The sequence below is a fragment of the Usitatibacter rugosus genome, assembly GCF_013003965.1.
GTDB lineage: Bacteria > Pseudomonadota > Gammaproteobacteria > Burkholderiales > Usitatibacteraceae > Usitatibacter > Usitatibacter rugosus.
Genome location: NZ_CP053069.1, coordinates 940,235 through 960,438 on the forward strand (window position 1 = coordinate 940,235; position 20,204 = coordinate 960,438).

At 63.6% G+C, this 20,204-nt stretch carries 25 protein-coding genes and 1 tRNA gene; 14 read left to right on the plus strand and 12 right to left on the minus strand.

What is annotated here, in order from left to right; translation table 11 throughout:
• A complete protein-coding gene (locus tag DSM104443_RS04760; RefSeq protein WP_171089952.1) occupies positions 1–525 on the minus strand; it encodes a cyclic nucleotide-binding domain-containing protein in 525 nt (174 codons plus the stop codon).
• Positions 526–567: 42 nt separating this feature from the next.
• Positions 568–813 (minus strand): hypothetical protein, encoded by a 246-nt coding sequence (locus DSM104443_RS04765; protein ID WP_171089954.1) that lies wholly within the window; start codon positions 811–813, stop codon positions 568–570.
• Between the two features lie 186 nt (positions 814–999).
• Here DSM104443_RS04765 and DSM104443_RS04770 point away from each other — a divergent pair, with 186 nt between their 5' ends.
• The 5 genes from DSM104443_RS04770 to DSM104443_RS04790 all read left to right on the plus strand — a co-directional run bounded on the left by DSM104443_RS04770 (position 1,000) and on the right by DSM104443_RS04790 (position 4,332).
• Positions 1,000–1,251: a DUF3606 domain-containing protein gene (locus DSM104443_RS04770; RefSeq protein ID WP_171089956.1), complete on the plus strand. Its 252-nt coding sequence runs from the start codon at positions 1,000–1,002 to the stop codon at positions 1,249–1,251.
• Between the two features lie 186 nt (positions 1,252–1,437).
• A complete protein-coding gene (locus DSM104443_RS04775) occupies positions 1,438–2,133 on the plus strand; it encodes a hypothetical protein (protein WP_171089958.1) in 696 nt (231 codons plus the stop codon).
• A complete protein-coding gene (locus DSM104443_RS04780; protein WP_171089960.1) occupies positions 2,130–2,570 on the plus strand; it encodes a hypothetical protein in 441 nt (146 codons plus the stop codon). Before DSM104443_RS04775 ends, DSM104443_RS04780 begins: the two co-directional genes overlap by 4 nt.
• Before the next feature lie 192 nt (positions 2,571–2,762).
• Entirely contained in the window at positions 2,763–3,419 is a 657-nt protein-coding gene (locus DSM104443_RS04785) for a DUF3800 domain-containing protein (protein ID WP_171089961.1), read from the plus strand.
• Positions 3,420–3,567: 148 nt separating this feature from the next.
• Positions 3,568–4,332: a S1 family peptidase gene (locus tag DSM104443_RS04790; protein ID WP_171089964.1), complete on the plus strand. Its 765-nt coding sequence runs from the start codon at positions 3,568–3,570 to the stop codon at positions 4,330–4,332.
• Positions 4,333–4,497: 165 nt separating this feature from the next.
• Here the strand turns inward: DSM104443_RS04790 and DSM104443_RS04795 are convergent, their stop codons facing one another.
• Complete coding sequence (locus tag DSM104443_RS04795) at positions 4,498–5,151, minus strand: hypothetical protein (RefSeq protein ID WP_171089966.1); 654 nt, start codon at positions 5,149–5,151, stop codon at positions 4,498–4,500.
• 215 nt (positions 5,152–5,366) lie between these two features.
• Positions 5,367–5,756 (minus strand): hypothetical protein, encoded by a 390-nt coding sequence (locus tag DSM104443_RS04800; RefSeq protein WP_171089968.1) that lies wholly within the window; start codon positions 5,754–5,756, stop codon positions 5,367–5,369.
• Between the two features lie 157 nt (positions 5,757–5,913).
• On the opposite strand from DSM104443_RS04800, the gene DSM104443_RS04805 reads away from it, so the two are divergent.
• From DSM104443_RS04805 to DSM104443_RS04815, 3 genes are read left to right on the plus strand one after another with little or no spacing between them, the layout of a single operon-like run.
• Positions 5,914–6,261: a hypothetical protein gene (locus tag DSM104443_RS04805; protein WP_171089970.1), complete on the plus strand. Its 348-nt coding sequence runs from the start codon at positions 5,914–5,916 to the stop codon at positions 6,259–6,261.
• Between the two features lie 38 nt (positions 6,262–6,299).
• Positions 6,300–7,115, plus strand: coding sequence for a hypothetical protein (locus tag DSM104443_RS04810; protein WP_212756945.1), 816 nt, complete (start codon positions 6,300–6,302; stop codon positions 7,113–7,115).
• Between the two features lie 27 nt (positions 7,116–7,142).
• Positions 7,143–7,565, plus strand: coding sequence for a hypothetical protein (locus tag DSM104443_RS04815; RefSeq protein ID WP_171089974.1), 423 nt, complete (start codon positions 7,143–7,145; stop codon positions 7,563–7,565).
• A 103-nt stretch (positions 7,566–7,668) separates the two neighbouring features.
• Here the strand turns inward: DSM104443_RS04815 and DSM104443_RS04820 are convergent.
• A tRNA-Leu gene (locus DSM104443_RS04820) sits at positions 7,669–7,755 on the minus strand.
• 57 nt (positions 7,756–7,812) lie between these two features.
• Here DSM104443_RS04820 and queA point away from each other — a divergent pair.
• Positions 7,813–8,838, plus strand: a complete 1,026-nt coding sequence (gene queA, locus DSM104443_RS04825) for a tRNA preQ1(34) S-adenosylmethionine ribosyltransferase-isomerase QueA (RefSeq protein ID WP_171089976.1) — start codon at positions 7,813–7,815, stop codon at positions 8,836–8,838.
• Here the strand turns inward: queA and DSM104443_RS04830 are convergent.
• Both DSM104443_RS04830 and DSM104443_RS04835 read right to left on the minus strand, forming a co-directional pair.
• Entirely contained in the window at positions 8,835–9,053 is a 219-nt protein-coding gene (locus tag DSM104443_RS04830; protein WP_171089978.1) for a hypothetical protein, read from the minus strand. The two genes, queA and DSM104443_RS04830, sit on opposite strands and share 4 nt — an antisense overlap.
• Positions 9,050–9,292, minus strand: a complete 243-nt coding sequence (locus DSM104443_RS04835) for a DUF2917 domain-containing protein (protein WP_171089981.1) — start codon at positions 9,290–9,292, stop codon at positions 9,050–9,052. The genes DSM104443_RS04830 and DSM104443_RS04835 overlap by 4 nt, the downstream gene beginning before the upstream one ends.
• A 121-nt stretch (positions 9,293–9,413) precedes the next feature.
• On the opposite strand from DSM104443_RS04835, the gene gcvA reads away from it, so the two are divergent.
• Complete coding sequence (gene gcvA, locus DSM104443_RS04840) at positions 9,414–10,346, plus strand: transcriptional regulator GcvA (RefSeq protein WP_171089984.1); 933 nt, start codon at positions 9,414–9,416, stop codon at positions 10,344–10,346.
• Between the two features lie 67 nt (positions 10,347–10,413).
• Here the strand turns inward: gcvA and DSM104443_RS04845 are convergent, their stop codons facing one another.
• Complete coding sequence (locus tag DSM104443_RS04845; RefSeq protein WP_171089985.1) at positions 10,414–11,604, minus strand: DUF4861 family protein; 1,191 nt, start codon at positions 11,602–11,604, stop codon at positions 10,414–10,416.
• On the minus strand, positions 11,604–12,182 hold the full coding sequence (locus DSM104443_RS04850) for an HNH endonuclease (protein WP_171089988.1): 579 nt from the start codon (positions 12,180–12,182) through the stop codon (positions 11,604–11,606). The genes DSM104443_RS04845 and DSM104443_RS04850 overlap by 1 nt, the downstream gene beginning before the upstream one ends.
• An 87-nt stretch (positions 12,183–12,269) precedes the next feature.
• On the opposite strand from DSM104443_RS04850, the gene ppa reads away from it, so the two are divergent.
• Positions 12,270–12,818, plus strand: coding sequence for an inorganic diphosphatase (gene ppa, locus DSM104443_RS04855; protein ID WP_171089990.1), 549 nt, complete (start codon positions 12,270–12,272; stop codon positions 12,816–12,818).
• A 33-nt stretch (positions 12,819–12,851) separates the two neighbouring features.
• On the opposite strand, the gene DSM104443_RS04860 is transcribed toward ppa, so the two are convergent.
• Positions 12,852–13,262 (minus strand): SET domain-containing protein, encoded by a 411-nt coding sequence (locus DSM104443_RS04860; RefSeq protein WP_171089992.1) that lies wholly within the window; start codon positions 13,260–13,262, stop codon positions 12,852–12,854.
• Positions 13,259–14,137 carry a DMT family transporter gene (locus DSM104443_RS04865; RefSeq protein ID WP_171089994.1) on the minus strand — a complete coding sequence of 293 codons (879 nt, stop codon included), beginning with the start codon at positions 14,135–14,137 and terminating at the stop codon, positions 13,259–13,261. Before DSM104443_RS04865 ends, DSM104443_RS04860 begins: the two co-directional genes overlap by 4 nt.
• A gap of 94 nt (positions 14,138–14,231) precedes the next feature.
• Here DSM104443_RS04865 and DSM104443_RS04870 point away from each other — a divergent pair, with 94 nt between their 5' ends.
• The gene (locus tag DSM104443_RS04870; protein WP_171089996.1) at positions 14,232–14,642 is read left to right on the plus strand and encodes a GNAT family N-acetyltransferase; all 411 of its coding nucleotides are present in this window, start codon (positions 14,232–14,234) and stop codon (positions 14,640–14,642) included.
• A 77-nt stretch (positions 14,643–14,719) separates the two neighbouring features.
• Here the strand turns inward: DSM104443_RS04870 and ygfZ are convergent, their stop codons facing one another.
• Positions 14,720–15,664, minus strand: coding sequence for a CAF17-like 4Fe-4S cluster assembly/insertion protein YgfZ (ygfZ, locus tag DSM104443_RS04875; RefSeq protein WP_171089998.1), 945 nt, complete (start codon positions 15,662–15,664; stop codon positions 14,720–14,722).
• A gap of 11 nt (positions 15,665–15,675) precedes the next feature.
• On the opposite strand from ygfZ, the gene DSM104443_RS04880 reads away from it, so the two are divergent.
• Both DSM104443_RS04880 and purL read left to right on the plus strand, forming a co-directional pair.
• Positions 15,676–16,143 (plus strand): protein YgfX, encoded by a 468-nt coding sequence (locus DSM104443_RS04880; RefSeq protein ID WP_171090000.1) that lies wholly within the window; start codon positions 15,676–15,678, stop codon positions 16,141–16,143.
• A 76-nt stretch (positions 16,144–16,219) separates the two neighbouring features.
• Positions 16,220–20,200, plus strand: a complete 3,981-nt coding sequence (gene purL, locus DSM104443_RS04885; RefSeq protein ID WP_171090002.1) for a phosphoribosylformylglycinamidine synthase — start codon at positions 16,220–16,222, stop codon at positions 20,198–20,200.
• The last annotated feature ends 4 nt before the right edge of the window (positions 20,201–20,204 follow it).

Below are 20,204 nucleotides of genomic sequence, written 5' to 3' on the forward strand. Positions count from 1 at the left end.
CTAGCCCGCGAGGCGCTTCAGCATGCGGTCGAAGCGCGCACCCGCCAGGTGGACGGTGTCGAGCAGGTCGTCGTTCAGCTCGTCCGCGGAGTGCTTGTCGAGGGCGCCCGTGCCGTAGCCCATGCGCAGCGTCGTGTTGCGCATGCGGTCGGCGAGGAACACGCAGAGCGCGCGATAGAAGCGCGCGGCGAAAGCCGTATCGGACGCGAGCTTGGCGCGCACTTTCGAATCGGGAATGCGCAGCAGCGTCGCATCGGCGTCGATCTCCACGGAGACGACGGTGGGCGCCGGATCGACGAGCGACATCTCGCCGATCACCTCGCCGGATTCGAGCAGGCGGATCACGTCGCCCTTCGCGGTCTTGATCGCGAGCCGGCCGTCGAGCACGAAGTAGATGCTGTCGACGCGCACGTTGTTGCCGATCAGCACCGCACCCTTCTCGAGGTGGATCCGGTCGCCGGCAGTCGAGAGCCACTCGACGTCGCCGTCGGTGAGCTCGCTGAAGATGAGCAGGACCTTGCGCATGCGGCCTCCCCTTTAAGGATGGCCGCTAGTGTACGGGAGACCTCAGTCGTGCACGGGCCAGTACGGGCCGATGATCCCGGACACCTCGTCGCCGCGGCCTTCGATCTTCGCGATGGCCGTGTCGATCATCGTGCGGCAGACGGACTCGGCTTCGTCCTTCTTCGCCGCGGTCACCTCGTCGAGCTCTCCGCTCAACGGCCAGGCCGTGCGCGGCGCCGTCGCGACCATGACGAGATAGCCGCCCAGGCGAGTGGGGACGACGGAAGCAAGGACGTTGAATTTGGCCATCTGCGGATCGTAGGGGGCGACGTCCGCACGGCCTGTGAGGTGGTTCACAGGTGGTTCACGGGCCATCTTGCAACCGTAACCTTCGTAGGTGCGCACCTACATCCTTGTTTGCGAAGGGGTGTCACGCTTCCCTTGCGCTCGGCCCTCCGGCCGTTCGCAGGAGTCCCCAAACAACAGAGGACCGACATGACTGCTGCCGAACTGACCACCCCTGCGGTGGCGATTACGCCCGACCGCGCCGCGCGTGCCCCCAAAGGCCGCAACGATTCCCCGATCTTTCTGGACCTCAGCTTGCCCGGCACGGCGCTGTACTGGACCACGCGCTGGGGCGTCACGCTCGAAGTGCTCCAGCAAGCCGTCGCGATCGTCGGCTCGAACTCGGCCGATGTCGCCGCGCACCTGGGCCTGCCGAAACGGAAGTCCGCGCTCGCGTCGTAAGTGATGTCAAGACAGGGAGCCATGGCCTTGTCCGTTTCGCCCCGCTGATCCGACTTGGGAGGGGCTGGGCCTGCTGGGCATTCCCTGAAGAGTCCAACGCCGGAAACGGTACGCCGGGCGTTGGCGACTAAATTTACCTGCCTTACGTCGCTCCGGTACCCTCTCCGGCGTTAGTCTCATATGACCATGAGCCAGCTAACCCGGCGGGAGCGCGCAGTGACCTATGAACGATGGGATCGTCTCGCCAAGGTTCTCTTGGGCGACCTAGTCCGCGCCTCCCTACCTGATCTATTTGCTCCCCTAGAGGATGTCGCCAAGCGAATCGCCCTTCGGTATCGCTTGTCAGGAATAGAGACTAGCGAACTGGCGGACTTTCTGAGAGATCGGTTAGAGCAGTGGAATGCTCCGACGCGCCTCGGCTTATCGATTGGTGAGGGTCTTTTCCGCTGGTCCTTTCGAGTTGCTGACAATAGGGCGAAGAGCGTCGTTCGTTCGAGGGTTCGAAAAGGAAAGATCGAATTAGATGCACCTTGTTCGCTGAGCGAAGGTACTGATGTTCACGATGCCCTGGTCGCGCGCGTGGTGGATCAAAACGAAAGTACAGGCAAGGAACTTGCGCTAATTCAGATAAGCCGTTTCGTGGATTGGCTGCGTAGTGTAGAAAATAGAAATGAGGAGTTGGCGCTCTTGGCCCAAAGGCTGGGCCTCGAAGGTGAGGATCGTGCGCCAGTCGAATGTCCCAAATGGGATGAGCTGAAAACCAAGGCCGTTGCTAAGCGGCTGAGAAGTTTGTGGGTGGCCTTTGATTCGGGTGGCCCCATGCCGGCCGCGCGCACGCGCAGAGCCGTTCGGATCCCCACAAAAGCGAAGGATATGACATGAAAAAAGTGCGCCCCACGGATCTGGCCATCGACAGAATCCAGGGCATGGTCGCCGGGCCGGTAATCCCGAAACACGCCCGGACGATTCTGTCCGGCGTTAAATCCGACGCCCTCAATGACACGGCAACAGGTAACGTGAGCCTAAATCTCGGCTTCATTGTTGGCACGGGAAGCGATGAAGAGCCAATGAAGAACGATATTGTCGCCGAGGTCATGTCCCGGTTTGCCATATCGCGAGAGGCCGCAATAGTTCGCCTAGTCGGGCTGCGGATGGCACTGCATGATTTCTTTGTGTCAGGGGTTGCGGGTGGCATTGGCGATCGGAGCATGACCGATAGCTGCCGGAGGCTGGTTGAACGCCTCGACGAGAATGACTCTGTTCTGATGGCAATTCCGTCCGAGCGATTGGACGAGTTGCTTGAGTTTCAGCGGCGGTAGCGGTTTGTAGGAGAGCTGCTATTGAAGGCGCGTTGGATTGCCTCCATAATGTCGGTGGATGGGTAACTCCTAGGCAATCCGCGACGCCTGAAAGGGTATCGTAAGCACGCTGTAAGCGTGCCGGCCCTAGGGTCCATCCAGTCATTCAAAGGGGCCCCCATGTGGGGCCCCTTTTCCTTGGGAAGCTGACATATGCCTTCGTCAATAATCTATCTCGATGAAAGCGGTGACCTGGGATGGACGTTCTCTGCGCCCTATCGAAACGGAGGTTCTAGCCGCTTTCTGACCATTTCAGCCCTTTGTACGCCGGTAGAACACAAACATCGGCCAAAGCGCGTGGTCAAGAAGGTCTATGAACACGCCAAACGGCCCGCCAGCAAAGAGCTGAAATGGGTAGATCTTGCCCCCAATGATCGACGCTACTTTGTCGAGCAAACGCGTGCGATGTGTGATGCATATCCGGAGATTGGGCTTCACGCGATCGTAGTCAACAAACAGAACGTGCTCGAACACATCCGTAAAGACTCGAACAAACTCTATAACTACATGATCAAGTTGGCGCTGCTAGACCGAATGGCAACCAATGATGTTGTGACCCTTGTTCCTGATCCGCGATCAATCAAGGTTGAAAGCGGCAACAGTCTGCATGACTATTTGCAGACGGAGCTTTGGTTCACGAAAAAGGCGAATACAAAGCTCAACACGCAGCCATGCGATAGTCAAAACTCAAAAGGGGTGCAATTCGCGGACTTTCTGGCGGGGGTTGTCCAGAGTCGATTCGAAGACAATGATGCCTCGCTAGTTCAGCTGCTTGGAACCAGATTGCACCTCAACCGGCTGTTTTGGTAGTTCTTGATCGCCAACGCGTGCTCAAGAGAGAGTGGGGCCAAGAGTGGCTAGAGACGATCCACCGGGATTCCACCCAACTGATCCGACTCAAAGCATTGGCCCGTTCGTCCTCCAGCTTGTGACTATTCATGAGGGTGTCGCCCATTGCATGGGCACGGCCACACTCATTGGTCGAGGCTTGGCGCTCACTGCTGGGCACGTGATGGCGGCATGCAAGCAGGCCTATGGTTTGCGAACGACCGGCGAAGGCGAAGTCGAGGGCGACTTTCGTCTTTACGGGTGCCAGCACGTTGGAGGAGAGGTCAGACAGTTTCTGATTGACATGTTTTTTGCCCAGGAACAGACCGACGTGGCCGTACTTCGCCTTCGACTTGGAGAGGCGGAGTGGCTTCCGACGGGATTTCCGCGATGGACGCTGCTTCCACCGAAAATAGGAGAGCGAGTGTTTGCCTTCGGCTATGCCGGCATTGCGACTCAGGACGTCGACGGCAACACCCTAATAACGAGAGACGCCCGTACGAGTGTGGGAGAGGTCAAGGAACACCATCTCGGTGGGCGAGATCGTCTACTGGCGCCGTTCCCGTGCTTCAGAACAAACAACAGATTCGATGATGCGATGAGCGGCGGGCCTGTGTTTACGGAGGGCGGCCGCTTATGCGGGGTGATCTGCGCTAACCTCCCTCCAGCCCAGGAGGGCGAGGAGCACAGCTCACTGGTCAGCCTTCTCTGGCCGATACTTGGAGCAAACGTGGAACTGTTGCGAGCCGACACGACGTCAGATAGCAGCCGTCTCATTGACGTGATGCCCAGAGACAACGCAAGCATCGAAGGCATTGATCGGGTATTCGTTGCGGGCAAATTGATTGGGATCGACCTTACCGAAAGGCTCTCTAGCGCCGAAGGTCCGAGCTGAAGCGCATACCTGCTGGGAGTTTCGGTGCAGACTGCTGCTCAGTCCGCAAGCGTCGTAAGTGGTGCCGGGAGCGGGAACCACAGCACCGCGCCGCTTCCCTCGGACGAAGGGTTGGCACGCATACCCCCAAATCTACCCCTTGTGGGCTTCGATACCCGCCGTCGGTCAACCGTTAGGACGTCTTGCACTCCGGGCGGGAGGCGCTTTTACAGCGACCATGTAGAGGCGTTGCTTGGTGAACCAGAGCTGTAGGTTCAAATCGGGATAGTCCAGCGTCTTTGTAGCGCCTTCGATGCTCGCCGTCGCCGGCGCTCCCAAGTGCGCTATCACTGTCTCCTCTGAAACGCCGGTTGAAAGGCCTACCACCGGCGGACAAAGACGATCGCCGGAATAGCACCTGATCCTAGTAACTATCTTGGGCTCTCCGGCGAAGTCCACCTCAATGCGAGGATTCTCTGAGAATGACCATTCCGCATAGTTGTGAATCGTCTTGTCCTTCGGGATTGCGTCGGTACGGATGACCTCCGTCCAATTGTCGGTCCCGGTGAGATAAACGTTGTCAGGATAGCCCTTGATGTAGAGCACTTCCTTGGGCGACATCCCCGGAGACAGGCCGCTATACATGGTTTGCGGCGTCGGGCGGTCCTTGAATTTCTCGTATCCAATGAGAGTAATCGTCAGGGTCCCGGCAATGAGGACAAGGCTCGCCGCGAACCATGCGGCGATGCGACGCCAGCGCCAGCGGTCACGCGTCCACCTATACAAAAGCAAGATCGCCACAACGACAGTGGAGAGAAATAAGCCGTCGCCCATCGTCACAATTTGCCTCCATTGCCCGACTTGTGTGGCAAATCCTACTCCGTGGTAACTGATGGCTCGAACAGCAAAGGGCCGCTGAACGCGCAGTGCCACTCCCGCTTGCAGGCCGGTCTCGGAGTCAGCCCCCGCGCGCAAGCGACGACGCCAACTGATCGAGACCCCGAAAGAACAGGGGCGCCGAAGCGCCCCTGTTCTGCCAAATCCAGTCAACGCACCTAGTTGCAGTAGCGCTGGCTCCCGATCGTTTGGCAGGTCACCTGACGGCCGTCGGGCATCGTGTAGTAGGTCTGGTTGCCGATCCGCTGGCCCGTGACTTGGGTGCCATTGGAGTTGTTCTGGTACGTCTGGTTGCCGATGCGCTGAACCGTCGCGGAGGAACCATCCGATCGGTTGATGTAAGTCTGGTTGCCGATTTGCTGAGCGGTGGAGCTCGAGCCGTCAGAGCGGTTCGTGTACACCTGGTTGCCGATCCTCTGGCTGGTGCTTGAGGTGCCGTCCGGGTTGTTGCAGTACGTGATCTGTCCGATCACCTGGCAGGTCTGCGCTTGGGAGGCGCCGGCGGCAAGCGCCAGGCCGAAGGCGGCAATGAGAGTGCGTGTGCGCATGGCGGGCTCCTTGACGGCTTGTTGTCGGATCAGGATACACCTCGATCAACGCGTGCGCGCTGCCCCTACATACGCAGGTAGGATTGGCGCCACAACGGCTGCGCCCTCAGAGGCGTATTCTTCTGCCACAGATCGGCGAAACCGACGGGAGGTGCGCATGAAGATTGGCAGCGCGACTCTGTTTGCTCTCTTGGCAATCGGCGCCGTTGAGGCTGAAGCCCAGGTTGCATTGGCTTGCAGCTACCAGATGGGGACGGCGTACAGCTTTAAGGGAATCAAAGTAGAGAAGTTCACCCTCATCTTCGATGAGGCAACCCAGACCATCTCAATCGACGGGGCTGCACCGCAGCCCGCGAAGATTAACGCGGCAGCAATTGAGTTCCCTAGCAATCGCAAGGGGTACACGGTTCTGATCAGTCGCGTGAGTGGTGCCGTCGCGATTGGAACGCAGCAAAACCCCCGCGCGATGCAGGGTAGTTGCAAGCGCAGCGCGCAGAAGTTTTAGTGCCTCGCAGAATGGAGAACTCGGATCGCATCGTTAAGGTGAACTGCGACTCGCGCGGCGCTCTCCTCCTAATGGAGCCAAACGGTAAGGAAACCAAGTTCGAGCGAACGTATCGGTCCGCCTATTTGGTGGCTCAAGACCTTAGGGTTGTCCAAGGATATTCCGGCCTGGGCGAGAAGATTCTCCCCGTGACGACTGCTTACATTCGCGGAACATTCGCTTTCGAAGACGGAGGGGCATTCCAGGTCATCGGGCACGAGTGGAGTGCGGGCATGAGTATCGACGTGTCTTTCCTGGCTATCGATAGCGGAGAGTTTGAGCGAGATGTCGAGGAGCAACGGAATCGGAAGCTGCCCGAGCAAGAGCAGCCGCGTACACTTCTTGGCGGAGCTAAGCCACTTAATGTGAATATTGGATTCAGCGTCCATGATTGGGAGATCGGCTACAAGGACGAATGGTGGGCCACAGTGCTCGTGACTCCGGAGGAGTTCGAGAAGTTGGCCACCACCATCGAGAGCGAACGTCTTCGCTCGATGTTTCTGAGCCTGAGTTCCGTTAGTTTCTACACGAATGACCCTTACGCTGCTCCCAGCGCGAAAGGGATCATTTCCTACTTGAGGCCAAGCGAAGACGGGAAGGCCGACGTATCGACGACCGCGACCACCGGGAACCTCAGCTATTCGACCGCCATATGGAACCCACCGCCTCCTCTTGCCAGCGATTCCAAGCGGAATGACGGGGCCGCAGTGACCGAGCCATTCACGCCACCGCACAACTACGGCGAGGACCTCGCAAGTGCGCGGAACGCATTGTGGGCCATCGCGGCAGTCCTGGTGCTTCTCCTGTTCAAGTAGCGCCGAACAATGGAGAAGGCACCCAACATGGAGCACACGGAGGAAGACCTTCTGGACTGGTGGTCTCCACCAAAGGCTGCAACACGAAAGCAACTGATCTGGCACTACGTGCAGCTGGCGCTGCTGGTGCCAATTGGAACGGCCTTTGCCGTGAGCCTGGCTTTTATCATGCTCGGCACCGTCATTCTGGTGTTGGGCCTGCTACTTTTTCTCCCCCAACTCGCGATCAGTTACCTCGCGGACAGGGCAGATGTACCGGAGGCAATGGCTCAGATGATTTCGGCACTCGCCCTGACCATCTGCACCGTCGATCTGGTGCGCTCTCGGCGCGCTTTCGAAAGGAGGCGGTCGGAGGTTTTCCAAGAGATCGCCTCCAATGTGTTTAGGCAACAGACTCCCTTAGGAATAGCGCCTGCGGGCGAGTCGCACGATCGCATCGAACCCCAGTAGCCTTAGCCGCCGATGCGGATGAAGTCTCCAAGCTGGGCAGCCTGTCTCTCGAATGCCTGGGCGCTCTCACCGTCCAGCCGACGCAGGTCGCCTGCGTTTGATGTGGTGCCGGGAGCGGGAATCGAACCCGCACGATGTTGCCACCGCGGGATTTTGAGTCCCGTGCGTCTACCAATTCCGCCATCCCGGCTTTGGGCTTGCCCCTCAGGACGAGGGGCAGGCGAAGAGGTCAAATTATAATCGTTCGGTGCGCCTCGCCGACTTCGATTACGACCTTCCCTCCGAATTGATCGCCCAGCATCCGGCCGCGGATCGTTCCGCGAGCCGCTTGCTGCACCTCGACGGCCGTACCGGCACGCTCGAAGACCTCGCTTTCCACGATTTCTCGCGCCTCGTCGGGCCGCAGGACATCCTCGTCTTCAACGACACCAAGGTGATCAAGGCGCGCCTTCGCGGCCACAAGGACACGGGTGGCGAGGTGGAGGTGCTGGTCGAGCGCGTTCTGGATGAGCATCGCGCCCTGGCCCACGTGCGGGCGAGCAAGACACCCAAGGCGGGACGCAAGCTCGTGCTCACCGGCGGCATCGAAGCGGAGGTGCTGGGGCGGAAGGACGATCTCTACGAGCTGCGCTTCGAAGGCGGCGCGACGGTGCTCGATCAGCTCGCGGCGCACGGTGAAGTGCCGCTGCCGCCGTACATCACGCACAAGCCCGATGCCGCGGACGAATCGCGCTACCAGACGGTGTATGCGAGGGAGCCGGGCGCAGTGGCCGCGCCGACGGCGGGGCTGCACTTCGACACGGCGACACTGGAGGGATTGAAATCGCGCGGCATCCCGCTCTGCCACGTGACGCTGCACGTGGGTGCGGGCACGTTCCAGCCGGTGCGCGGCGACGATGTCGCGACACACGTGATGCATTCGGAGTGGTACAGCATTCCGGAGGCGACGGTCACGGCCATCGCGAAGGCCAGGGCGAACAACGGTCGCGTGATCGCGGTGGGCACCACGACGCTGCGAGCACTCGAAGCGCGGGCCTCCGAAGGCCCGCTACGCGGAGGGGGGAGCGAGACGCGAATCTTCATCACGCCCGGCTTCGAGTTCAAGGTCGTCGACCGGCTGCTCACGAATTTCCACCTGCCGAAGTCGACGCTGCTCATGCTGGTGTCCGCATTCGCGGGCCTGGACAACGTTCGCGCCGCCTACTCGCACGCGGTGCGCGAGCGCTATCGGTTCTTCAGCTACGGCGACGCGATGCTGCTGGAGCGGGGCTAGTAGCCGTTCTGGACGCGGAAGCGCGCGTCGTACAGGAATTCCTCGACGGGCTTGTACTCGGGAGCCCGTTCGTCGGCGAGATAGTGCGCGCTCTGCGAGCGTTCGATCGAGTCGGCGGCGTCCTGGAGCAGGCCCGCGATCCAGCGCAGCCCTTCGGCGCGCCAGGTGCGGTATTCGGGGGTGTTGGCGTAGTACATGGTGTTCCTCTTCTTCAAGCGAACTGCGTGGGGCGGATGGAAACCCAGGAGGTCTGCATGGCCTGGATCAGGGTGCGGCCGCGGCTGGCGATGACGCGTCGCTCGCCGGCGCCGAGGACGAAGTCCTGCGTCTGTCCTTCCTCGGTGAGCCAGAGGGCGCCGCAGCGCGCACGCACGCTGGTGCCTTGCGCGTCGTCGAGGGCGATCACCTGCCCGGGTTGCAGCTCCAGTACGGCCGATTCGGTCCTGAGATCCATGGGTGCTCCTTGTGGGATTCCTGGGGCGCATGCAAAATGGGGCGCTCCCAGGACGCCATTCTCCATAGGCACCGGGATAGGGACAAACGAATTCGGTGCATTCCCTGCATGAGGATTAGGAATGGCTAAAAACGGCCGGGCGCTGCCTCCGCTGGACCTCCTCGTGGGCTTCGAGGCGGCCGCGCGCCACCTGTCGTTCACGCGGGCCGCGGCGGAGCTTTTCCTCACGCAGTCCGCCGTGAGCCGGCAGATCCTCGCGCTGGAGGAGTTCCTGGGCGTGCCGTTGTTCGAGCGGCGGCATAAAGCGCTCGCGCTCACGGAAGCGGGGCAGGCGTACTTCCGGACGGTGGGCCCGATCCTCGAGCAGCTTCGCGATTCGACGCGGCGCCTCCGTGAATCGCGGTCGGGACGCCTGCTCACGGTCACCACCACGATCTCGTTCGCGTCGATGTGGCTGGTGCCGCGGCTGGCGCGCTTCCGGAAGGATCATCCGCACGTGGATGTGCGCGTGGCGGCGAGCACGGACGTCGTGGATATCGAGCGGGAGGGCATCGACCTCGCGATACGCGACTGCCGGCCGGAAGCGGCGCCACCGGGAGCGATCGTGCTCATGGGCGATCACGTGGCGCCTGTCTGCAGTGCGGCTTACCTCAAGGAGCATCGTGCGGCGAAGCAGCCGCTCGCGAAGCCCGAGGACCTGCGCCACCACGTGCTGCTCCACATGCACGACCCCAACGGCCGCTTCCCCTTCATCTCCTGGCCGAGCTGGCTCGAGGCGCACGGCCTCGCCGATCTCGCCCACGAAGGCTCGCTCGTCTTCGGCCAGTACGACCAGGTGATCCACGCGGCAATGCACGGGCAGGGCGTGGCGCTGGGACGAATGTCGTTGCTGCAGCAGGACCTTCGCGACAAGCGGTTGGTCGCCCTTTTCGGCAAGAGCCAGCGCATCTCGCGCGCCTTCCACGCCATCTATTCGAAAGGCGCGGCCTCGCGTCCCGAGGCGAAGGAATTCGTGCAGTGGATCAAGCAGGAAATCGCCAAGGACGGAAACTAGGAGCAATAAACGGGTCAGGACAACTTATTCGTACGCCTCTTTTTTCGAATAAGTTGTCCTGACCGCTTTATTGCCTCTCATTGCCGATGACTTCCACTCGCAACGGCGCCGCGAGCTTCTTCGCGAACGTGTTCACGTACGCGTCGAAATCGGCGACGCCGGGGAAGTCGCCGCTGCGGTCCCAGCCCGTGCCGACGTAATAGGCCGACGGTCCGCGAAAGGTGAGCAGCACGTTGCCGTCCGCCTCGGGCGTGGCAACGAGGCGCGAAGGGTCGATCACGATCGCGCAGCCCAGGTGGCCGTCCTGAGCGTAACTGTCGAGCGTCTCCCAACTGCGAACCACGCCGCCCGCGACGTCGATCCTGAAAGCTCCGCTCTTCGCCTTCTTGATACCCGCGGCGTACTGGACGGAGGCGGCCAGGGGAGCACCATCCTGCGTGGCGTAGAGACTTTCGAACTTCACGAAATTGGATCCCGCGTCGAGGCTGACCCGCTTGGTCTCGCGCACCTTCACGCCGCCGACATCCCATGCTTCGTAGTCCAGCTCGAAGAGCAGGCGGATCGGTCCGCGCGAGAGGACGCGCGAGCGGCGGAAGTTCTTCGAGGTGTAGAGACGCCCGCCCGCGTAGAGGCCGCTGCCGCCGCACCCGCGTGACTTGCCCGCCGAGTAGAAGTCGCCGCCCTCGCCATGGTCGCGGTGATAGTCGTCGGCGAGATACCAGCGGTCCACCACCAGCCGCGGCGTCTTCTTCACCCACGCGTCGACGGTGCTGCTGGTGAGGGGCTCCTGCTCCCAGGTCTCGAGCGCCTCGCCGTACATGCGGAAGGCGACCTTGTCGTTCTCCCAGGCGAAGTCGTCGAAGCGCTCGCGCACGAAGCGGCCGTAGACCCTGAAATCCTCCGGCTTGAACGCGCGCTTCTCGCCCAGGGTGATCCTGTATTCGGTCGTTCCCTTCGCCGCGACGTCGGCCTGGAAGGCGATCGCGTCATCGCGGTGATCGCCGGTGAGATCCATCGGCTGCACGAGGAGGTCCTTGCCCGATGCATCGATGACATGCACGCGCTCGAGGTCCGCGGACTTGATCGCGGGGCCCAGCGACGCGAGCGAGATCTCGATGACCTCGCCCCGCCGCGCGATGGTGCTGTCGTTGCGCACGACGATGCGCCCGAGGCTCGTGGGCAATTGCGCCCACGCGGGCAGGAGGATTGCGGAGAGAACGAGGCCGAGCGCCGCCCGGGCCGCGGCCGGGCGAGCCACTATTGGCCGTGCAGGCGCGAGTTCGCCGAGACGTGCTGCTTCAGGAATTCCATCTGGTCCACGAGGATGCGGCGGTTGGCCAGGATGAGGAATTCCGCGCGGTTCGGGATGTAGGGCGCGTAGAGGAGCTGCATGTGCGCTTCCTCCGGCGTGCGGCTGCCCTTCTTCTGGTTGCAGTTGCGGCACGCAGTGACGACGTTCATCCACGTGTCGCGGCCGCCGCGCGACATCGGCAGGATGTGGTCGCAGGTCAGCTTGAAATGCGAGAAATGGCCGCCGCAGAAGCCGCAGATGGAACGGTCGCGATGGAAGAGCTCGCGATTGTTCAGCGGCGGGATGGCGTTGAAGCCCTTGAAGGCGAGCGCCTTGCCCTTGATCGCGATGATCGAATTGGAGGTGATGCTGGAGCGTTCACCGGTGATGTGCGAGCGTCCGCCATACACGGTGAAGGCATGCTGGCCCAGCTCCCAGGCGACGCGTTCCTTTGCGTAGTACCAAACCGCTTGCTGCCAGGTGATCCAGCGGTGCGGCACGCCGTGGGTGTCCAGCGTGAGGATGAGGGGAAGCGTCCGGTTCATGGGTGAAAGACTGTTTTTGCCAGTCAAATCGAGAACTTGGATAATGCTCCTCAGAAGCTGGATCCAATATTACACGGAAAAAATCCCATGGCCCTCGACCGCGTTTCCTCCGGGAAGAAGCTCCCCAACGACTTCAACGTCATCATCGAGATCCCGGCCCAGGCCGATCCGATCAAGTACGAGGTCGACAAGGAGAGCGGGGCCCTGTTCGTGGACCGCTTTGTCTCCACGGCCATGCACTACCCGTGCAACTACGGGTACATCCCCCACACCCTCTCGGATGATGGCGATCCGGTCGACGTGTTGGTGGTCACTCCGTTTCCCCTGCACCCGGGCGTGGTGGTGCGCTGCCGGCCGGTCGGCATGCTCGCGATGACGGACGAGGCGGGCGTGGACACGAAGCTGCTCGCGGTGCCGGTCGACAAGCTCACGCCCCTCTACCGGGGCGTCGAGACGCCCCGCGACCTGGCGCCCGAGACCCTGGCGCAGATCCAGCACTTCTTCGCGCACTACAAGGACCTCGAGCCCGGCAAGTGGGTGAAGGTCGAAGGCTGGCTGGGGCCCGAGGAGGCGAAGAAGGAAATCACGAACGGCGTGAAACGCTACAAGGCGCAGAAGAAGAAGCCGGCGTTCTAACGCGTTGTCATTCCCGCGAAGGCGGGAATCCAGTCAGATCTTCCCGCGACAGTTCTTCGCGCCGCATTGGCAGGGGAGCTGCCCGTTGTGGTGGCTCTCTTCGTAGTCCACCGTGAGCTCCTCGCCCTTGCGGATGTCGCGCAGGGCGTAGAACTCGGCTCGCGTGTCGGTGACCCGCGTGAACGTGTTGGGATCGCAGGAGTGGTTGATGAAGCGGAAGCCGCGCTTCGAATCCGTGGCGTCCAGCGCGTAGAGGCCGCATTCGACGATGGCGATGACCTCCTTCGTCTTCGCGCGCCGCCGGGCCTCGCGGATGCTCACCTGCTCGCCTTCGAACTCGCCGATCTTCGCCTTCGCCTTGATGGACGTTCCGGCATAGAGCCCCTGGCCGACGATGCGGCTCGGGGCGACGTACATCGCTTCGTAGGTCTTCTTCCAGTTCATGTTCGTGCGGCGTTCCTGAGATTGAGCCAGGCGAGAAGGGCGAGCGCGAAACCGATCAGCAGCATGCCCGCCAGCTCGAGCCCGGGCGGGCGCTCGCCGAGCTGCACCCACGACGACATGACCGCGACAACCGGAATGCCGAGCGAGTTGAGGCCCGCGATGCCGGCCGGGGTGTTCTGCAGGATGTAGGTCCAGAGCCACCAGCCGATGGCCGTTGCGGCGATCGTCGAGAAGGCGAGGGCGTAGATGTATTCATGCGTCCACTCGATGGGCCGATCCGATGTCGTGGCGGCGAGCGCGGCGAGGACGATCGCCCCGAAGAGCAATTGCCAGGCCGTGAACGTGAGCGGATCGGTCCCCGGCGTGGGCCAGCGTTTCGACATCACGGCCGAGATCGCCCAGACCGCGCCCCCCGCGACCGCAAGCAGGCTTCCGTACACGCTGGTGAGATCCCACGGCGCGACGATCAGCGTGAGGCCCGCGAAGGCGATCGCTACGGCGATCCACTGCGTGCCCCGCATCCGCTCGCCGATCAGGAAATGCGCGAACACGATCATCCAGAACGGCATCGTGAAGACCAGCACGGAGGTCTTGCCCGGGCCGGCCTTGAGGAGAGCGAAGTGCGAGAGCGCCACGAAGAGCGCGACCTGCGTGCAGCCGAGCAGCACCGCCATGCGGTAGCGAGGCAGCAAGAGCTTGCGGCCGGTGAGCTTCACGAGGAGGAACAGGAACGCGGAGCCGAGGCCCACGCGCCAGGCGGCGAAGTCGAAGGGGTGCGCGTGGCGAAGGGCGATCTTCATGACCACCCACGAGTAGCCCCAGATCAGCACCATCGCGACGAGCGCGGCCACCGGGGTCGAGCGGGAAGGCGTCACGCTAGAATTCTACATGGCCACTCGCCCCCGTCCTTCCCGCGGAGCCCGCCCCCGAGAGTCTCAATCGGGGGGCGGGAATCCAGACTACTTCGTCATGATCGTCCCGTGGAGCGACTCGGGCGTGATGCTCTCCGACGTCCGCACCACCGTCTTCGTCGACGAGCAGTCCGTGCCCGTGGAGATCGAGCGGGACGGACGCGACGCGGAATGCGTCCACGTCCTCGCACGCGACCTCGATGGCCAGCCCATCGGTGCGGGCCGCCTCATGCCCGACGGCCGCATCGGCCGCATGGCGGTACTGAAGGATTGGCGCGGCTCGGGCGTCGGCGGCGCGATGCTGACCGAGCTGATGGCGGAGGCGAAGCGTCGCGGCATGCCGGAGGTCTACCTCCACTCCCAGTCCCATGCGAAAGCCTTCTACGAGCGGCATGGCTTTGCCGTCGAGGGCGAGGAGTACATGGAGGCCGGCATCCCGCACATCGCCATGCGGGCAACGACCAAATAAAGGGGTCAGACCACTTTATTCAATCGTCGCCGGGCCACAGCCCGGTTGAACCGATCGAATAAAGTGGTCTGACCCCTTTATTTGGGGACGTCGTATGGCAGTGGCTTCAGTTCTACCGCCGGGCCGTCGAGCGATTTCCAGTGGAGATCGTTGGTGGCGAGGCTCTCCAGTTGCGCGACGACCAGCGCGTCGAAGCCACCTTCGGGTACCGCGGCGACGTTCGCGATCTCGCCCGCGGCTTGCTCGCCAAAAGCGGTGCTGAAGAGTGCGTCGCCGGGCTTCGGTGCCTCGCCGGCAGCAAAGTGCGCCAGCGCCATGCGCCGCTTCAGTCCACCGCGATAGTGCATCCGGGCGACGATCTCCTGCCCCGGATAGCAGCCCTTCTTGAAGCTCACGCCGCCGATCAGCTCGTAGTTGACCATCTGCGGGACGAACGCCTCCTGCGTGGCGGCAACGATGGTCGGTACGCCGGCGCGGATGTTCGCCGCCTCCCACGCTTCGGCACCAGCGGCGGCGCCGCCCTGCGTGAGGGCTTCGCGAACGCGATCGGCCATCGCAACGGGAGCGAACACCACGAAGCGTTCCGCCTCGAGGGCGACGCAGATCGCATCGTCACGCCGGGTCACGCGCATGGGCTCGGGCACGCTTTCGAAGAATGACGCGATCGCCGGGCGAGCAGCCTCTCCGGCAACACCGAAACGCACATGAGCCGCCGTCACGTCCTCGATCTTCACCTTCGAGCGCAGCACGAACATGCGCAACCGCTTCGCCACGGGCTCGACGATCTCGGTGGGAAGCATCAGCAGGAAATCCTCCGCGCGCCGCACCAGCAGGAAGCTCGCGAGCATGCGGCCCTTCGCGGTCAGCCAGCCGCTCCACTGCGCCGCGTCGACGGGCAGCGCCTCCACGTCGTTCGTGAACTGGCCGTGCAGGAACGCGGCCGCGTCGTCACCCGTAACGCGGAGCAGCGCGTTATGCGTGAGTTCGGCCGTGATCGTGGCGCGGTGTGGAGTGTCGGGCATGGGATATGGAGATGGATGCGGCTTCCGGTTCCTTCAAGTATAGCGACGCGGTCGAGCTTCGCCTCGTACCGTCTCGCATTGCCGCCCTGGGGCTGGTTCTCGCAGGTACCGGCACGATCGCGGTCCTCCTCCAATTGCCCCTTTCACCCGTGTGGCATTGGGCCGCCCTGGCCGGTGTCCTGGGGCTCACTGGCGAGGCGCTGCTCACGGTCGCCGCACGCCGGAGCCGCTGGGGCGTTCACGGGATGCGTCTCGACCGTTGGGGCGCCATCACGGTGCGTGCCGGCGGCACTTTCCGAAGCGGCCTCGTGCAGCCGCGCTCGTTCGTGGCCCCTTGGCTCACCATCGTGCGCTGGCGTCCGGAGGGAGCGCGCTTCGACCGCACCTTCGTCGTGCTCCCCGACATGGCGGATGCCGAAGGCTTTCGCCGGGTGAGGGTGCTCCTGAAATGGGGGGAGACCGGAGCTAGAAAGAATTAGGGTCAGACCACCATTTCACGGGTGCGGAAGAAATGGTGGTCTGACCCTAATTCTTTCTTTCCGTATAATTGCACCCATGAATCCGCATGACGCGCCCCTGCGGCCAGTCGTTACGCTGCCGGGCGCTGTCGCGCTCAGCCCCTTCCGCGTCGAGAAGCTCCTCGCCTCCCTCGATCCGCGCCTCGGCGCCGCCGTCGAGCTCGACACGCGCTTCATCCACTTCGTCTCCTGCAACGCTGCCCTGGATGCCGCCGAAATGCGCGTGCTCCAGCGCCTGCTCGTCTACGGCACCGCCGCGAAGGCCGAGCCCAAGGGCGAACTCCGCCTGGTCCTCCCGCGCTTCGGCACCGTCTCGCCGTGGTCGTCGAAGGCCACGGACATCGCGCGCAACTGCGCCCTCTCCAAGATCGAGCGCATCGAGCGAGGCGTGGCGTACTACTTCCGCGCCAAGGACGGCAAGCCTCTTCGCGACAAGGCATTCGAAGGCCTCATCCCCGCGATCCACGACCGCATGACGGAGACCGTCGTCGAGCATCTCGAGGACGCGCAGCGCCTCTTCGAGCAGCACGCCCCGCAGCCCATGGCCACGGTGGATATCGTCGGCGGCGGCTACGCGGCCCTCGAGCGCGCCAACGCCGAGATGGGCCTCGCGCTCGCCCCGGACGAGATCGACTACCTCGTCGACAACTTCACGGCGATGGGCCGCAATCCCACCGACGTCGAGCTGATGATGTTCGCGCAGGCCAACAGCGAGCACTGCCGCCACAAGATCTTCAACGCGTCGTGGACCGTCGACGGGGAAGCGAAGGACAAGTCGCTCTTCCAGATGATCCGCAACACGCACCAGGAAAGCCCGCGCGGCACGGTGATCGCGTACTCGGACAACTCCGCGGTGATGGAAGGCGCGGAGATCGACCGCTACTACCCCGATGCGAGCGGCGCGTGGAAGTACAACACCGACACCACGCACATCCTCATGAAGGTGGAGACGCACAACCACCCGACGGCGATCGCGCCCCACCCCGGCGCGGGCACGGGCGCGGGCGGGGAGATTCGCGACGAGGGCGCGACCGGCATCGGCGGCAAGCCGAAGGCGGGGCTGGTCGGCTTCTCCGTGTCGAACCTGCGCATCCCCGGTGCCGTGCAGCCCTGGGAAGTGGACTACGGCAAGCCCGGGCGTATCGCCTCGGCGCTGCAGATCATGATCGACGGGCCCATCGGCGGCGCGTCGTACAACAACGAGTTCGGCCGCCCCGCGCTCGCCGGTTACTTCCGAACGTACGAGCAGCGCGTCGGCAACGAAGTGCGGGGCTATCACAAGCCCATCATGCTGGCGGGCGGCTACGGCAACATCTCGGCGAAGCACACGGCCAAGCACGCGCTGAACGGCAACACCCTCTTCATCCAGCTGGGTGGTCCCGGCTTCCTCATCGGGCTGGGCGGAGGCGCGGCGTCCTCGATGGCGAGCGGCCAGAACACGGAGGCGCTCGACTTCGATTCCGTGCAGCGCGCCAACGCGGAGCTCGAACGCCGTTGCCAGGAAGTGATCGACGCCTGCTGGCAGATGGGCGACGCCAATCCGATCCTCGCGGTGCACGACGTCGGTGCGGGTGGTCTCTCGAACGCGTTCCCCGAGCTCGCGCACGGCGGCGGCGTGGGTGCCAAGTTCAACCTGCGCACCGTGCCGATCGAAGAGCCGGGCATGACGCCGATGCAGATCTGGTCGAACGAGGCGCAGGAACGCTACGTCCTCGCGATCGACCAGTCCCGCCTCGCCGACTTCAAGCGCATGTGCGAGCGCGAGCGCTGCCCTTTCGAGGTGGTCGGGCAAGCGACGCAGGAGCACCAGCTCATCGTCGACGATCCGTTGCAGTCCTCGCGGCCGGTGGATATGCAGCTCGAGGTGCTTCTCGGCAAGCCGCCGCGCATGCATCGGGATGTGGCGAGCATTGAACGCAAGGGCACGGCGGTCTCGATCGGCAAGATCGATCTCAAGGACGCGGCGTACCGCGTGCTTCGCCTTCCGACCGTCGCGGACAAGACGTTCCTCATCAGCATCGGCGACCGCACCGTCGGTGGCTTCAGCGTGCGCGACCAGATGGTCGGCCCGTGGCAGGTCCCGGTGGCGGATTGCGCCGTCACCGCGATGGGCTACACGACGTTCCGCGGCGAAGCCATGGCGATCGGCGAGCGCACGCCCGTGGCACTCATCGACGGTCCCGCCTCCGGGCGCATGGCCGTGGGCGAGGCCATCACCAACATCGCCGCCGCGCCGATCCACGAGCTGGGCGACGTGAAGCTCTCCGCCAACTGGATGTGCGCCGCTGGCCACCCGGGTGAAGACGCCGCGCTCTTCGAGACGGTGCGCGCCGTGGGCATGGAGCTTTGCCCGCAGCTCGGCATCGCGATCCCGGTCGGCAAGGACTCGATGTCCATGAAGACCGCGTGGCGCGATTCGGCGAGCGGCGAGGACAAATCCGTCACCGCGCCGCTCTCGCTCGTGATCTCCGCCTTCGCACCGGTCACCGACGTGCGCGGCTCGCTCACGCCGCAGCTTCGCTACGACCTCGGCGAGACGGAGCTGATCCTCATCGATCTCGGCGGCGGCCGGAATCGCCTCGGTGCCTCCGCTCTCGCGCAGGTGTTCGGCGAGATCGGCCATGAAGCGCCCGACCTCGACCATCCGGCCAAGTTGAAGGGCTTCTTCGACGCGATCCAGAAGCTCAACGCCGCCGATCGCATCCTCGCCTACCACGACCGCTCCGATGGCGGCCTCTTCGCCACGGTGTGCGAGATGGCCTTCACCTCGCGCGGCGGCGTCACGATGTATCTCGATGCGCTCGCGATGGATCAAGCCGGCCTCGACGTCGACGGCCACGAGCGCCAGTCCGATGTGCTCGCGGGCAACCTGCAGGAGCGCCTGCTGGGCATCCTCTTCAGCGAGGAGCTCGGTGCGGTGATCCAGGTTCGCAAGGACGACCGCGCGACGGTGATGCACGCGCTCCGCGAAGCGGGCCTCTCTCGCGACACGCACGTGATCGGCCATCCCAATCGCGATTCGAAGGTCCGCGTCGTCGTGAACGGCAAGGCTCTGCTCGACGAGTCGCGCATCGACCTCCATCGCGCCTGGTCGGAGGTCACGCACCACATCCAGCGCCTGCGAGACAACCCGGTGTGCGCGGACCAGGAATACGACCGCCTGTTGGACGGCAGCGATCCGGGCCTGCACGCCAAGCTCACGTTCGAGCCCGCGGAAGACATCGCGGCTCCGTTCATCAAGACCGGCGCGCGGCCCAAGGTCGCGGTCTTGCGCGAGCAGGGCGTGAACGGCCAGATGGAGATGGCCGCCGCCTTCGACCGCGCCGGCTTCGCGCCCTTCGACGTGCACATGAGCGACATCATCGCCGGGCGCGTGAAGCTCTCCGACTTCAAGGGCTTCGCGGCGTGCGGCGGCTTCAGCTATGGCGACGTGCTCGGCGCCGGCGAGGGCTGGGCGAAATCGATCCTCTTCAATTCACGGGCCCGCGACGAGTTCGAGGCGTTCTTCAAGCGCGGCGACTCCTTCGCCATCGGCGCCTGCAACGGCTGCCAGATGATGTCCAACCTGAAGGAGATCATCCCGGGCGCGCAGAACTGGCCGCACTTCGAGCGCAACGTCTCCGAGCAATACGAGGCGCGCCTCGCGATGGTCGAGGTGCAGAAGTCGCCGTCGGTGTTCTTCGCCGGGATGGAAGGCAGCCGCCTGCCGATCGTGATCGCGCACGGCGAAGGCCAAGCCGTGTTCGCGGACAAGGCGCAGATGGATGCGGCGCAGTACCTGGTGAGCCTGCGATTCGTCGACAACCGCGGCAAGGTCACCGAGACCTACCCGTACAACGCGAACGGCTCGCCGCAGGGCATCACCGGCATCACCACGCCGGACGGCCGCTTCACGATCTTCATGCCGCATCCGGAGCGCGTGTTCCGCTCGGTGCTGTTTTCGTGGAAGCCCGAAGGTTGGCCCGAGGAATCCCCGTGGATGCGGATGTTCCGCAACGCGCGGAAGTGGATCGGCTAGCGCG

Bases quoted from the DNA above. Each gene is read 5' to 3' on its own strand.
- DSM104443_RS04790 (WP_171089964.1), top strand. From the start codon at position 3,568: ATGGGCACGGCCACACTCATTGGTCGAGGCTTGGCGCTCACTGCTGGG.
- DSM104443_RS04765 (WP_171089954.1), bottom strand. From the start codon at position 813: ATGGCCAAATTCAACGTCCTTGCTTCCGTCGTCCCCACTCGCCTGGGC.
- DSM104443_RS04835 (WP_171089981.1), bottom strand. From the start codon at position 9,292: ATGGATCTCAGGACCGAATCGGCCGTACTGGAGCTGCAACCCGGGCAG.
- DSM104443_RS04800 (WP_171089968.1), bottom strand. From the start codon at position 5,756: ATGCGCACACGCACTCTCATTGCCGCCTTCGGCCTGGCGCTTGCCGCC.
- purL (WP_171090002.1), top strand. From the start codon at position 16,220: ATGAATCCGCATGACGCGCCCCTGCGGCCAGTCGTTACGCTGCCGGGC.
- DSM104443_RS04815 (WP_171089974.1), top strand. From the start codon at position 7,143: ATGGAGCACACGGAGGAAGACCTTCTGGACTGGTGGTCTCCACCAAAG.
- DSM104443_RS04860 (WP_171089992.1), bottom strand. From the start codon at position 13,262: ATGAACTGGAAGAAGACCTACGAAGCGATGTACGTCGCCCCGAGCCGC.
- DSM104443_RS04780 (WP_171089960.1), top strand. From the start codon at position 2,130: ATGAAAAAAGTGCGCCCCACGGATCTGGCCATCGACAGAATCCAGGGC.
- DSM104443_RS04850 (WP_171089988.1), bottom strand. From the start codon at position 12,182: ATGAACCGGACGCTTCCCCTCATCCTCACGCTGGACACCCACGGCGTG.
- ppa (WP_171089990.1), top strand. From the start codon at position 12,270: ATGGCCCTCGACCGCGTTTCCTCCGGGAAGAAGCTCCCCAACGACTTC.
- DSM104443_RS04785 (WP_171089961.1), top strand. From the start codon at position 2,763: ATGCCTTCGTCAATAATCTATCTCGATGAAAGCGGTGACCTGGGATGG.
- gcvA (WP_171089984.1), top strand. From the start codon at position 9,414: ATGGCTAAAAACGGCCGGGCGCTGCCTCCGCTGGACCTCCTCGTGGGC.
- DSM104443_RS04880 (WP_171090000.1), top strand. From the start codon at position 15,676: ATGGATGCGGCTTCCGGTTCCTTCAAGTATAGCGACGCGGTCGAGCTT.
- DSM104443_RS04870 (WP_171089996.1), top strand. From the start codon at position 14,232: ATGATCGTCCCGTGGAGCGACTCGGGCGTGATGCTCTCCGACGTCCGC.
- DSM104443_RS04770 (WP_171089956.1), top strand. From the start codon at position 1,000: ATGACTGCTGCCGAACTGACCACCCCTGCGGTGGCGATTACGCCCGAC.
- DSM104443_RS04760 (WP_171089952.1), bottom strand. From the start codon at position 525: ATGCGCAAGGTCCTGCTCATCTTCAGCGAGCTCACCGACGGCGACGTC.
- ygfZ (WP_171089998.1), bottom strand. From the start codon at position 15,664: ATGCCCGACACTCCACACCGCGCCACGATCACGGCCGAACTCACGCAT.
- DSM104443_RS04775 (WP_171089958.1), top strand. From the start codon at position 1,438: ATGAGCCAGCTAACCCGGCGGGAGCGCGCAGTGACCTATGAACGATGG.
- DSM104443_RS04805 (WP_171089970.1), top strand. From the start codon at position 5,914: ATGAAGATTGGCAGCGCGACTCTGTTTGCTCTCTTGGCAATCGGCGCC.